This is a genomic window from Solicola gregarius, assembly GCF_025790165.1.
GTDB lineage: Bacteria > Actinomycetota > Actinomycetes > Propionibacteriales > Nocardioidaceae > Solicola > Solicola gregarius.
Window position 1 is genome coordinate 66844 of record NZ_CP094970.1, and the last position, 12840, is coordinate 79683.

At 68.6% G+C, this 12840-nt stretch carries 12 protein-coding genes; 11 read left to right on the forward strand and 1 reads right to left on the reverse strand.

What is annotated here, in order from left to right; genetic code table 11:
- Positions 1–422 precede the first annotated feature (422 nt).
- Entirely contained in the window at positions 423–590 is a 168-nt protein-coding gene (locus L0C25_RS00305; protein WP_271634381.1) for a hypothetical protein, read from the forward strand.
- A gap of 111 nt (positions 591–701) precedes the next feature.
- Here the strand turns inward: L0C25_RS00305 and L0C25_RS00310 are convergent, their stop codons facing one another.
- The gene (locus tag L0C25_RS00310; protein ID WP_271634382.1) at positions 702–2039 is read right to left on the reverse strand and encodes a glutamine synthetase family protein; all 1338 of its coding nucleotides are present in this window, start codon (positions 2037–2039) and stop codon (positions 702–704) included.
- Between the two features lie 127 nt (positions 2040–2166).
- Here L0C25_RS00310 and L0C25_RS00315 point away from each other — a divergent pair, with 127 nt between their 5' ends.
- The 10 genes from L0C25_RS00315 to L0C25_RS00360 all read left to right on the forward strand — a co-directional run bounded on the left by L0C25_RS00315 (position 2167) and on the right by L0C25_RS00360 (position 12812).
- Complete coding sequence (locus L0C25_RS00315) at positions 2167–3432, forward strand: ABC transporter substrate-binding protein (RefSeq protein ID WP_271634383.1); 1266 nt, start codon at positions 2167–2169, stop codon at positions 3430–3432.
- A 47-nt stretch (positions 3433–3479) separates the two neighbouring features.
- Positions 3480–4382, forward strand: coding sequence for a carbohydrate ABC transporter permease (locus L0C25_RS00320; RefSeq protein WP_271634384.1), 903 nt, complete (start codon positions 3480–3482; stop codon positions 4380–4382).
- The gene (locus L0C25_RS00325) at positions 4379–5212 is read left to right on the forward strand and encodes a carbohydrate ABC transporter permease (protein WP_271634385.1); all 834 of its coding nucleotides are present in this window, start codon (positions 4379–4381) and stop codon (positions 5210–5212) included. The genes L0C25_RS00320 and L0C25_RS00325 overlap by 4 nt, the downstream gene beginning before the upstream one ends.
- Positions 5213–5234: 22 nt before the next feature.
- Positions 5235–6155, forward strand: a complete 921-nt coding sequence (locus L0C25_RS00330) for a dihydrodipicolinate synthase family protein (protein WP_271634386.1) — start codon at positions 5235–5237, stop codon at positions 6153–6155.
- Positions 6152–6835 carry a FadR/GntR family transcriptional regulator gene (locus tag L0C25_RS00335; protein ID WP_271634387.1) on the forward strand — a complete coding sequence of 228 codons (684 nt, stop codon included), beginning with the start codon at positions 6152–6154 and terminating at the stop codon, positions 6833–6835. Before L0C25_RS00330 ends, L0C25_RS00335 begins: the two co-directional genes overlap by 4 nt.
- Positions 6832–8298 carry a sulfatase-like hydrolase/transferase gene (locus L0C25_RS00340; protein WP_271634388.1) on the forward strand — a complete coding sequence of 489 codons (1467 nt, stop codon included), beginning with the start codon at positions 6832–6834 and terminating at the stop codon, positions 8296–8298. The genes L0C25_RS00335 and L0C25_RS00340 overlap by 4 nt, the downstream gene beginning before the upstream one ends.
- 119 nt (positions 8299–8417) lie before the next feature.
- A complete protein-coding gene (locus L0C25_RS00345; RefSeq protein WP_271634389.1) occupies positions 8418–9500 on the forward strand; it encodes a sialidase family protein in 1083 nt (360 codons plus the stop codon).
- The gene (locus L0C25_RS00350) at positions 9497–10684 is read left to right on the forward strand and encodes a galactose oxidase (RefSeq protein ID WP_271634390.1); all 1188 of its coding nucleotides are present in this window, start codon (positions 9497–9499) and stop codon (positions 10682–10684) included. The genes L0C25_RS00345 and L0C25_RS00350 overlap by 4 nt, the downstream gene beginning before the upstream one ends.
- Positions 10681–11610, forward strand: a complete 930-nt coding sequence (locus L0C25_RS00355) for a dihydrodipicolinate synthase family protein (RefSeq protein WP_271634391.1) — start codon at positions 10681–10683, stop codon at positions 11608–11610. Before L0C25_RS00350 ends, L0C25_RS00355 begins: the two co-directional genes overlap by 4 nt.
- 5 nt (positions 11611–11615) lie before the next feature.
- The gene (locus tag L0C25_RS00360) at positions 11616–12812 is read left to right on the forward strand and encodes an AGE family epimerase/isomerase (protein ID WP_271634392.1); all 1197 of its coding nucleotides are present in this window, start codon (positions 11616–11618) and stop codon (positions 12810–12812) included.
- Positions 12813–12840: the final 28 nt, after the last annotated feature.

The window sequence follows — 12840 nt, forward strand, 5'->3', positions numbered from 1 at the left end:
CGGGACGTTTACCATGTGAACATGGTAAACGTCCGCTTTGCATGCCGAATTCAGCATGCTAGGCGGACCTTTGCCCCGCAGAGCACGCACCTTAATATGCGCTCGGGGTAATGTCCCACTCCCCCACGGCAAACTGCGCCGCTACGTAGCAAATTTGCTGGGTAGCGGCGCGGATTACCATGGGCCCATGGTAATCCGCGAGCCGGTATGACCGGCGGCACCAGTGGGACGTGGCGATGAGGCCACCCGCGTGCGCTCGTCGGGCAGTTCGGGCGTAGGTACCTTAGGCACCCCGAATCCGGCGTGAGGGCACCGCCTAAGGTACCCACCCGCCGGCAAGATAAGGCGGTTTGCCGATGTGCGGCCCATACCTTAGCGACGACTCTTATGGGTGTCAGGAACGAACGCCCAAGGAGTCAACGATGTACACCAACACCCACCTCACCCAGGCGGTGGCTCGCGAGGCGATCGAGTACCGAGTACGCGACGCCGAGCTCCTCCGCAAGAGCCGTACCGTCTCGCGTACCCCACGCACTCGCGCGCCGCGGCGACTCTCCCTCTCGCGGCGCGCGGCACATCGGCTCGCCTGAGAGGACTCTCCGACGAGCACCCGGGGGGAAATGCCCGCCGGGGTTCGAGCCCAGCCGATGGCTCCCACCTTCATCGGCAGGCCCGGACCTCGGCGGGCTTCGTCATGCCACCTACAGCAGCGGCAGCATCCGGTCGATCTCGAACTGCGTGACCTGACTGCGGTAGTCGTGCCACTCGGTGCGCTTGTTGCGCAGGAAGAAGTCGAAGACGTGCTCACCCAGCGTCTCGGCGACCAGCTCGCTGCCCTCCATCGTGCGGATGGCCTCGTCGAGGTTGCGCGGCAGCGGCGCGATACCGAGTGCGCGGCGCTCGTGCTCGGTCAGCGCCCACACGTCGTCCTCGGCCTCACGCGGTAGCTCGTAGCCCTCCTCGATGCCCTTCAGGCCGGCCGACAGCAACAGCGCGTACGCGAGGTACGGGTTGCACGCCGAGTCGATCGCACGGTGCTCGATGCGGGCCGATGGCCCCTTGTTGGGCTTGTACATCGGCACCCGCACCAACGCCGAGCGGTTGTTGTGGCCCCACGAGACGTACGACGGCGCCTCGCCGCCGAAGATGAGCCGCTTGTAGGAGTTGACCCACTGGTTGGTGACCGCGGTGATCTCGGGCGTGTGCTCCAGGATGCCGGCGATGAACGATCGCCCGACCTTCGAGAGGTGATACTCGGCGCCCGGCTCGTAGAACGCGTTCTGGTCGCCTTCGAACAGCGACATGTGGGTGTGCATGCCCGAGCCGGGATACTCGGTGAACGGCTTCGGCATGAACGACGCGTAGATCCCGTCGCTCAGCGCGACCTCGCGTACGACGACGCGGAACGTCATGATGTTGTCGGCCGTGGACAGCGCATCGGCGTAGCGCAGGTCGATCTCCTGCTGGCCCGGCGCACCCTCGTGATGGCTGAACTCGACCGAGATGCCCATCGACTCCAGCATCGTGATGACCTCGCGGCGGAAGTCCTGCCCGATCCCCTGCGAGGTGTGGTCGAAGTAGCCGCTGTCGTCGACCGGCACGGGACGCGTACCGGGCTCGGGTTTGCCCTTCAGTAGGAAGAACTCGATCTCCGGGTGGGTGTAGAAGGTGAACCCGGCGTCGGCGGCCCGGCCGAGCGCCCGCTTGAGGACGTGGCGCGGATCGGCGTACGACGCGGTGCCGTCGGGCATGGCGATATCGCAGAACATCCGCGCCGTCGAGGGCGTCTCGCCCCGCCACGGCAGGATCTGGAACGTCGTCGGATCGGGCTTGGCGAGCATGTCCGACTCGTGCACGCGGGCGAAGCCCTCGATCGCCGAGCCGTCGAACCCGATGCCCTCCTCGAAGGCGCCTTCCAACTCCGCCGGGGCGACGGACACGGACTTGAGCGAGCCGAGGACGTCGGTGAACCAGAGTCGGACGAAACGAACGTCGCGCTCCTCGAGTGCGCGGAGCACGAACTCCTCTTGCTTACCCATGGACTCAGTGTGGCCACCCCGTATTTCCGGTGTGTAACGGGGGTCATACCCGGCCGACCAGGGACAGTTGACAGATATCTGACATCTGACTACTGTCCGGGAGCATAACGCCTGGAGGAGATACGTCATGAGCAGAGCCCGCACTCGCCGTACCCGTGCCGCTGCCGTCTCGCTCGCCGCCCTGCTCCCCCTGGGCCTGGCGGCGTGCGGAAGCTTCGGCGGCGGCGACGACTCCGCCGAGGGGTCGTCCGACGGCACCATCACGTTCTGGCAGTACTACGGCGACGAGGAGATGCCGACCGGCGCGCCGCTGTACGACGTGCTCGAGAAGTACGACGACCAGAACGACGACGTCGAGGTCGACATCCGCTTCATCCCGTTCGAGGACTTCAACCGCACGCTCACCCAGGCGGCCGCCAGCGGAGAGCTGCCCGACGTCGCGCTGATCAATGCATTCGACACGCAGAACATGGCCGAGGCCGGCGTGATCGAGGACATCAGCGACCGCGTCGAGGAGTGGGGCGAGCAGGATGCGTACTTCCCTACCGGCTGGGAGACCACCCAGGTCGACGGCGCGACGTACGGCGTTCCGCACCTGGCCGACGCCTACGCCGTGTACTACAACAAGGACCTGCTGAAGCAGGCGGACGTCCAGCCGCCGAAGACCTGGGCCGAGATGGAGCAGACCGCGGCCAAGCTCGCAGGTGACGGCAAGTACGGCTTGGCCCTCAGCGGTATCGAGGGCGCCGAAGGTGCCACCGGACTGATCATTCGTACGCTCGCGGACGGCGGCACGATCGAGAAGTTCGGCGACGACGGCGGCACCGCGGCGCTCGAGTCGTTCCAGTCCATGGTCGACGACGGCGGCCTGTCCAAGGGCTTCCTGACCTGGAACGAGGAGGACGCGAAGAACCAGTTCGCGACCGGTGAGGCCGCAATGATGATCAACTCCGCCACGTACGTGAGCATCCTGCGCGATGAGAACCCGGAGCTGAACTGGGGCGTCGCGCTGCTGCCCAAGGACCAGACGCGCGAGACCTTCCTGTCGGCCGAGAACCTGACCATCGGCGAGGGCAGCGGCGACCCCGACGCCGCCTGGGACCTGATCAGCTACCTGCAGAAGCCCGACGTGCTCGCCGACTACCTACCGGCGCGCAACAAGCTGCCTGCGCGCGACGACGTGCCCGGCACGGACGACGATCCCGTACGCAAGGTGTTCGCCGATCAGCTCCAGGAGGCGTGGGCGCCAGAGGGCGATCTCGCTACGCACTCGAACGAGGCGTTCACGATCCTGCAGGAGGCGCTGCAGGCGACGATCAGTGGCGCGAGTGATCCCGCGGACGCGGCCGAGACCGCGCAGTCCGACATCGACGAGGCACTCTCCGCGTCGTGAGCTCCGTGGTCACGACCGAACGCTCCGAGGCCTCGGAGGAGGTAGCCATGGCACCTCCTCCGAGACGGCGCCGCCGCCGCATACCCGCGGGCTACCTGTTCCTTGCACCCTCCGTCGCGTTCGTGGTGCTCACGGTCCTCTACCCGCTGCTCTACAACATCTCGCAGAGCTTCTTCGACGTCGGCCTACGCGAGGTCGTGTCCGGCGGGGCGAAGTGGGTAGGGCTGGAGAACTACCGCGACCAGTTCGGCCGCGCCGACTTCTGGCACGCGCTGCAGGTGTCGGTCATCTACTCCATCGCGACGGTCGCGCTGACGTTCGTCGTCGGACTCGGGCTCGCACTGCTCTTCAACCGGCCGTTTGCGGGCCGGAACACCATGCGCGCGCTGCTCCTGCTCGCGTGGATCCTGCCGACCGTGGTCAGCGCGAACGTCTGGCGCTGGATCCTCGACGGAAGCTACGGGCTGCTCAACGCCGCGCTGAGCGCCGTGGGGCTGATCGACGAGGACATGTTCTGGCTCGGCGAGCCAAACACCGCGGTCGCCGCAGTGACGGTCGCGACCGCCTGGAGCTTCGCGCCGTTCGCGATGATCCTGCTGTCGGCCGGCCTGCAGGGCATCTCCCCCACCTTGTACGAGGCCGCGCGCATCGACGGCGCAGGCCCGTGGCAGCAGTTCCGCAGTATCACCATGCCGGTGCTGCGCCCGGTCAGCCTGACCGCGATCCTGCTGATCTTCATCTTCACGTTCAAGACGTTCGACACCATCTTCCTGATGACCGGCGGCGGTCCCGGCGGCGCGACGGAGATCCTGCCGATCTACGCGTACAACGAGGCGTTCGAGTTCTCCCGGTTCGACACCGCAGCCGTCGCCACGACGACGCTCATGGTCGTTCCGATCGTCCTGTCCATCGGCTACTTCCGCGCACTGCGTAAGGAGGATCGGGCATGACCGTGACCGATACTCGACGGCGCTGGCTGTTCGTACTCGGACTCGTCGTGACGGCCGCGTACCTGATCCCCGTGTACTGGATGGTGAACACGTCGTTCAAGGAGGCGGGCGACATCTTCGCCTCGCCTCCCCACCTCGTACCCCTGCCCCCAACGGTCGAGTCGTACGAGAGTGCGGTGTTCTCCGACTCCGACATCGCCAGGGGTCTCACGAACAGCGCCATCATCGCGATCGGCACGACCGTCGTCACGCTACTCATCGCAGTACCCGCGGCGTACGGCCTCGCCCGGTTGCGGGTGCGGTTCGTGACGGTGATCCTGATGCTGTTCCTCGTCGTGCAGATGGTGCCGTCGGTCAACCTCGCGCTGCCGATGTTCATCCTGTTCAGCAGTGCCGGGCTCGTCAACAGCTACGTCGGCCTGATCATCGCGAACTGCGCCCTGGCGATCCCGCTCGCGGTGACGATCCTGCGGCCGTTCTTTCTGAGCGTGCCCGGCGAGATCGTCGAGGCCGCCAAGATCGACGGGTGCAACGAGTTCAGCGCGTTCTGCCGGGTCGCGCTGCCGATCAGCACCCCTGGCGTGATCACGGTCGCGGTCGTCAGCTTTCTGGGCGCATGGGGCGAGTTCGTCTTCGGCCTGGCGCTCGCGACGGACGAGAAGTTCCAACCCGTCACGGTCGTGCTCGCAGGCCTCACGAATGCGTTCGGCACGCGCTGGAACGACCTGATGGCCGTCTCCGCAATCATCGCGCTGCCGGTGATCGTGGTCTTCATCTTCCTGCAGCGCTACATCGTCGCCGGCCTCACCGAGGGGGCGACGAAGAGTTGACCGCGTACCGAAAGGACCACCCATGAGCCGACTCGAGATCTGGGCCGCGACCACCACACCGTTCGACGCGGATGGCAGGCTCGACGTTTCGGTCATCCCGGAGCAGGCCGAGCACCTGCGGCGCAACGGAGTCTTCGGCGCGTTCGTCACGGGCACGACGGGCGAGTTCGCCTCGCTGTCGGCCGACGAGCGGCGGCAGGTCGTCGAGGCGTGGGCCGAAGCTCGCCCCGACGGGCTGGGGTTGGGCGCCCAGGTCGGCTCGAACGACCTCGCCGAGGCGAAGACGCTCGCTGCACATGCCGAGGATCACGGCGTCGACCTGATCGCATCGGTCGCGCCCTACTACGGCGAGGCGCCGCGTATCGAACTGTCGGTCGCGCACCTCCGCTCCGTCGCCGCGGCGGCACCGCGTACGCCGTTCTGCTACTACCACATCCCGAGCATGACGGGGTCGACACTTCTGCCCGCCGACGTCGCCGCCAGCGCCGCGGAGGAGATCCCGACGTTCTACGCCGTCAAGTTCACCGACGAGGACCTGATGGAGTTCGACCGTACGCGCCGCGCGCACGACGGCATCAAGGTCTTCTTCGGGCGCGACGAACTGCTCCCGGCCGGACTGGCCTTCGGTACCGGCGCAGTCATCGGGAGCCTCTTCAACGGCCTGGCGCCCGTCGCTCATCGAGTCACCGAGGCGTACGACCGGGGCGAGCACCACCTCGCGTTCACGCTGCACCAGCCGTTCCGCGACATCGCCGAGGTCAGTGGCCGGCACGGCGGTCTCGGCTTCGTCAAGGAGCTGATGAACCGGCTCAGCCCCGACGCCGGGCGCCCGCGTCTGCCGTGGGGCCCGCTGGACCAATCGGCACTCGCCGCGATCGACGATCTGCTGCCGTCGCTGAAGCAGGCGATCGCGGACGCGACCGAGGGCGAGGTCTCCGCGTGAAGCGCGGCCCGATCTACCGAGAGGCGCAGATCCGCCTGCGCGACTTCATCCGAGAACGCGGGCTACGGGCCGGCGACCGGCTGCCGCCGGAGGCGACACTGGCCGAGGAGCTCGAGGTCAGCCGGCCGTCATTGCGCGAAGCGACGCGCAGCCTGCAGACGCTCGGCGTGATCGAGGCACAGCCGGGCAACGGGTTGTTCGTCGCCGAGTTCTCGTTCCGCCCCGTGATCGAGCAGCTGCCGTACGGCCTCGCGGAACTGAGCCAGGGTCTCGAAGAGATCCTGACGGCGCGCGAGGCGATGGAGGTCGGTCTGATGCCGGCCGTGGCGCGGATGGAGACGCACGAGGCGCTCGACCGCTGCGCCGACCTCGCGGAGCAGATGACCGTGCTCGAGCACAAGGGCGAGTCGATCGAGGCGGTCGACCGCGACTTCCATCTGACGCTGTACCGGCCGCTCTCGAACCCGTTGGTGGACAACCTGATCGAGCTGTTCTGGGAGCTGTTCGTACGTCTCGGCGACGCCATCCCCGGTCGACCGGAGAAGGACCGCGGCGAGGCGCACCTGCGGATCGTACGCGCGCTCCAGTCCGGTGACGGCAGCGCCGCGATCACGCACATGCGCGAGCATTTCGACGACGTACGCGAGCGCGCCGCGAAGCTCGGCGGCAACGGGTCATGACCCAAGGGCATGGGAGGGCACAGCCGAACGTGCTCGTCGTGATGAGCGACCAGCAGCAGGCGGCCACCGTCGATCCGGCGGGCCCGTGTCGTACGCCCCACCTCGACCGGCTCGCGGCACGAGGCGTGAGGTTCGAGCGGTGTTACACGCCGAGCCCGGTGTGCTCGCCGGCGCGGGCGAGCTTCATGACCGGGCTACTCCCCCATCGGCACGGCATGGTCGATGTCGAGCACGCAGTCCCCGCGTACCGCGCAGACCTCGTCGCCGATCTGCCCATGTGGAGCCGCACGCTTCGCGAGGCCGGTTACCACACGGGCTACTACGGCAAATGGCATGTCGAGCGCACGTACGACATGGACGCGTTCGGCTTCGACCGCTCCGGTGCGTACCGCGAACCGGGCGACGACTACCTCGCGCACCGGGCGGCGCTCGGCCTCGACCCGACGCCCGTCGTCTCGGAGCCGAGCCGGACCGTCACCCAGCCCGGCTACCGCGATCTGCCGCTGTACGGCGTCACCGACGAGCCCCCGGAGTCCACCCTCGAGCACTTCACGGTCTCGAACGCACTCACGTTCCTCGATGACGCGGTCACTCGCAACGAGCCATGGGCGTTGATGGTGAGTACGAAGGCACCGCACGAGCCGTACGTCGTGCCGCGCCCCTTCTTCGACCTGTACGACCCGGCGAAGATCGAGCTGCCCGCCAGCTTCGACGACGACCTCGCGGACCGGCCGGCGATCTACCGCCGGCAGCAGTCGGTGTGGGCGGATCTGTCCGCTGACGAGTTCCGCACCGCGACCGCGTGCTACTACGCGCTGTGCTCGTTGGTCGATGAGCAGGTCGGCCGGCTGGTCCAACGGATCGAGGACGCCGGCCAGCTGGACGACACGATTGTCGTCTACACCTCCGACCACGGTGACCTGATGGGCGCACATCGCCTTCTGCTCAAGGGCGTTCCGGCGTTCGACGAGGTCTACCGTGTGCCGCTCGTCGTCTCGTGGCCCAACGGCATCGCCGGAGGCCGGGTCGTCGACGAGCTCGTCCAGTCGCATGACGTCGCGGAGACGCTCGCAGCACTCGCCGGCAGCACGCTCGGTGCGCACGCCGTCGACCTGATGCCCGTGCTCCGCGGCGAGTCGGCGACTGCCCGCGAGGCAGCCGTGGCCGAGCTGCACGGGCAGCGCTTCTCGTACACCCAGCGCGTGGTGTGGCAGGACCACGACAAGTACGTCTTCAACGCCTTCGACTACGACGAGCTGTACGACCTGGCCGATGACCCGGGCGAGCGCGTGAACCTCGCGACCGATCCCGCCTACCGCGATCGCCTCGAGCGGATGACCGCCCTGATGTGGGCGACCGCCGCCGAGACGGACGACGCCACGATGACCGGCGCACAGGACGGCACGTACCGATATTTGTCTCTCGGGCCGCAGTCAGCATCCGCAGAGAGGAAGATTCCATGACCCGACGCCGACTAGTCTTACCCTTCGCACTCGCCGCCGTTCTCACCTCGACGGTGGCGGCGACCACGTCAACCACCGCTGCCGTTCCCGACCGACACCACGGCACGTGCGAGAGCTCCGTGCCCTTCACCTCGGGCGACGGCGGCTACGCCGTCTACCGCATCCCCTCGGTCGTGCGCGCCGCCGACGGCACCGTCGTGGCGTTCGCGGAGGGACGCGAGTCGCGTTCCGACGCCGGCTCGATCGCCATCGTCCGGCGTCGATCCCACGACGGTGGGTGTACGTGGGGCCCGCAGGCGGTCGTCGCCGACCAGGGCGACAACACGATCGGCAACCCAGCGCCGGTGGTCGACCCACGTACCGGCGACCTCGTGCTGCTGAGCACCCGCAACGCGGGAACGGCGAGCGAGGACGAGATCCTGCGCGGCGAGGTGCCGCCCGAGGACAGCCGTCGCGTGTTCGTCCAGCGCAGCAAGGACGACGGACGTACGTTCAGCCCGCTGCGTGAGATCAGCTCGACGGCCAAGCGCGCAGACTGGCGTTGGTACGCGACCGGCCCGGGTCACGCGATCGCACTGACCCGCGGGGAGCACCGCGGCAGGCTCGTCGTACCCGCCAACCACTCCAGCGCGCCGCCCGACGGCTCGTCCGACACCGGCGAGGAGGACAAGTACTACGGCGCCCACAGCCTGTACAGCGATGACGGCGGCCGTACGTGGCACATCGGCTTCAGCGACGACAGCTTCGACGGCGTCCTGAACACGAACGAGTCGACGGCCGCGCAGCTGCGCGACGGCAGCGTGTACTTCAACACCCGCGACCAGAACGGCTCCTCCCCCGAGACTCGCGCCGACGGCATTTCCACCGACGGCGGCGAGACGCTCGACGCCCCGTACGCACCTCAGCCCGGCCTGGTCGGCCCCGTGGTCCAGGGCAGTGTGCTGCAGGTGCGGGGCGCCGGGTGGCCATTGCTCTACGCGGGTCCATCCGACCCCGGCAGCCGCGCGGCGATGGCCGTTCGGGTCAGCGATGACGACGGGCGTACGTGGGAGAACCGCTATCCCGTCTCGGACGCGCCCGCCGCGTACTCCGATCTCGTCCAGCTCCGTGGCCACCGCGTCGGCCTGTTGTACGAGACAGGCGAGTCCGACACGTACGAGACGATCACGTTCGTCCGCATCGACCTCGGAGAGCTCCGATGACCGCCCGTCGTACCGTCCTGGCGGCGAGCGGTCTCGGCATCGGCAGCCTGCTCGCGGGCTCACCAGCGACCGCGGCAACGCACACACCAGGCCCGCGCGGGTCGCGATGGCAGCGCCTTCCGGACGTGCCGCCCAACCCGACCGACTGGTCCGACGAGATCCCGGTGAGCGAGCCGTACTGGCGCCAGCTCGGGCTGGCCGGGCCGGTCGCCGGCGCGCATGGCGACTTTCTCGTCGTCGCCGGTGGTGCGAACTTCCCCGAGCCGACGCTCACCGCGAGCCGGTCACCGAAGCTCGGCAAGGTCTACTGGAACGACGCGTTCGTGCTGCGCCGCGACGGGCGTTCGTACGAGTGGGTCGACGTCGACCTGCAGATCCCCGACGCGCTCGCATACCCGGCCTGTGTCAGCACCCCTAATGGTGTCGTCGTGATCGGCGGCGAGGGCTTTCGTGGCGGCCCGAACGGGTCGGCCGTCGCGACGGTCGAGAAGTTCGCCGACGTGTTCCGGCTGCGGTTCGACGCACGAAATCGCACTCTCGTCCGCGAGGACCTGCCGCCGCTCCCCCGGCCGCTCTCGTACGGCGCCGCGGCACTCGTCGGCGAGACGGTGTTCGTCGCCGAGGGCGAGACGTTCTACTCGCTCGACCTGGCCGATCCGGGTGCCGAATGGCAGACCCTGTCGACCTGGCCGGGCGACCCGCGTACCGTCGCGGTCGCCGCATCCGACGGGCGGCGGTTCTACCTGCTGTCGGGCCGCGCCCAGCACGACGACGGCTCGTGGACGCTCTACACCGACGCGTTCGCGTACGACCCGGGGCGCGCTCGATGGACGAAGCTCGCCGACCTGCCGTGGTGCATCATGGCGGGCGTCGCGATCGGCGACCGGCATGGGATCACCGCGTACGCCGGCGACGGCGACGTCGAGCGATGGGACCTCATCCAGGAGTTCACCGCCGATGGGCGCAACGATCTCGTGACCTGGCTGCAGGATCACCACACGGGCTTCAACACCGACGTGCTCGGCTACGACGTGCGGCGCGACCGGTGGTCGGTCGTCGACAGCTTCCCGGGACCGTCGCAGGTGACGACTCCCGCGGTCGAGTGGGACGGAGACCTGGTCATCACGAGCGGTGAGGTACGCCCGGGCGTGCGGACGCCGGCGGTGTGGCGCGTGGGTCGTTGACACCACTACGCATCGACACACTGCAAGGTGTCTGGGGCTCGGTGCTGCTCCCGATCGGCTCCGATGACGCGATCGACTGGGATCGGCTCGGCGCCGAGCTCGACATCCTCGCGTCGTCGGAGCTGGACGGGGTGTACGCCCACGGCACGGCCGGTGAGTTCCATGCGCTGAGCGATGAGGAGTACGAGCGGGTCAGCGCCATGCTCGCGGAATCGTGTGCACGCAAGGCGATGGCGTTCCAGATCGGGGCGAGCCACCCGGTCGCGCTGACCACGCTCGCCCGCATCCGGCGTACGCGCGAGCTCGAACCGGGCGCGTACCAGGTCGTGCTCCCCGACTGGCTGGCGCTGACCGAGGACGAGTGCGTGGCCTTCGTACGCGGCGTCGCCGAGGCGGCGGCACCGACACCGCTCGTGCTCTACAACCCTCCGCACGCGAAGACGCAGGCCACACCGGCGCTCCTCGCGCGCCTGCTCGACGACGTGCCGTCCCTGATCGGCATCAAGGTCGCCGGAGGCGACGACGCGTGGTACGAATCGATGCGCGCCCCACTCGAGCGGTGCGCCGTGTTCGTGCCCGGCCATCACCTCGCGAACGGGTTGGCACGTGGGGCCGCGGGCAGCTACTCGAACGTCGCCGCGCTGTCGCCCGACGGCGCGGTCCGGTGGTACGAGACGATGCGGTCCGACCCCGCCGCCGCGGCGGACGTCGAGCGGCGGATCGCGGAGTTCTTCGCGCGCCACATCGCCCCGTTGCAGGCCGCGGGCCTGTCGAATCCCGCCCTCGACAAGTTCCTCGCGGCGGTCGGTGACTGGGCCGACATCGGCTTGCGGATCCGCTGGCCGTACGATTCCGCACCCGGGGAAGCCGTCGCGCCGGCGCGACGCGACGCCCATGCCCTGCTACCCGAGCTGTTCGGAGTGTGATCGACGTGTCGGACCAGACCGTCCCCGGATCCAAGGCCTGGCGTACCGACCAGCTGACGTCGGTCCGTGCGTTCGCCGAACGCTCGGCGTTGCACAGCGGCGGGTTCGGGTGGCTCGACCCATCCGGTGACGTCGACGAGTCGCGCGGCCTCGAGCTGTGGATCAACGCGCGCATGACGTACGTCTTCTCGCTGGCCTCGTTGCTCGACCGCCGACCGCATCCGCTTGCGGAGCACGGCGTACGCGCGCTCACCGGGCCGTTCGCCGACGCTGAGCACGGTGGGTGGTTCCAGTCGGTCACCTCGGCGCACGAGCCCGCTTCGACGACGAAGGGGTGTTACGAGCACGCGTTCGTCATCCTGGCCGCCTCGACCGCGCGTACCGCAGGCGTCGGGGGTGCCGATGCGTTGCTGGAGTCGGCGCTCGACGTACACGAGCGTCGTTTCTGGGACGAGGCCGCGGGGCGGTGCCGCGAGTCGTGGAACGCCGACTGGTCGGAACCGGAGTCGTACCGTGGTGCCAACAGCAACATGCACACGGTCGAGGCGTACCTGGCGGCCGCGGACGTCACCGGCGATCGAGTATGGCGCGACCGCGCGCTGTCGATCTGCGAGCGCATCATCAACCGGGCCGCGCGCGCGAACGGCTGGCGCATCCCCGAGCACTTCGACGCCGACTGGAACGTCGTCCTCGACTACAACACCGACGTACCCGCCGACGCGTTCCGCCCCTACGGCGCAACGCCCGGCCACGGTTTCGAATGGTCGCGACTTCTGCTCGAGCTCGAGGCGGCCCTCGACGACCCGCCGGCCTGGCTCGTCGACGCCGCGGTCTCGCTGTTCGAAGTGGCCGTACGCGACGGCTCGGTCGACGACACGCTCGTGTACACCACCGGCTGGGACGGAAAGCCGGTCGTACGCGAGCGCTTCCACTGGGTGATGGCGGAGGCGGTCGCTGCCGCGGACGCCCTCGCACGGCGTACGAACGGCTCCATCGGCCCCGCCGAAGCGAACCGCTGGTACGGGGCAATCGACGAGCACTTCGTCGACCGCGTCACCGGAAGCTGGCACCACGAGCTGGACGACACGCTGCAGGTGTCGGCACGTACGTGGCCCGGCAAGCCCGACGCGTACCACATCGTCAACGCGATGCTCCTCCCCGACGCACCGCTCGCGGTGTCCCTGGCACGGTCACTGACCTGATTGCTCGGCCCAGGCGCGGAGGATCGAT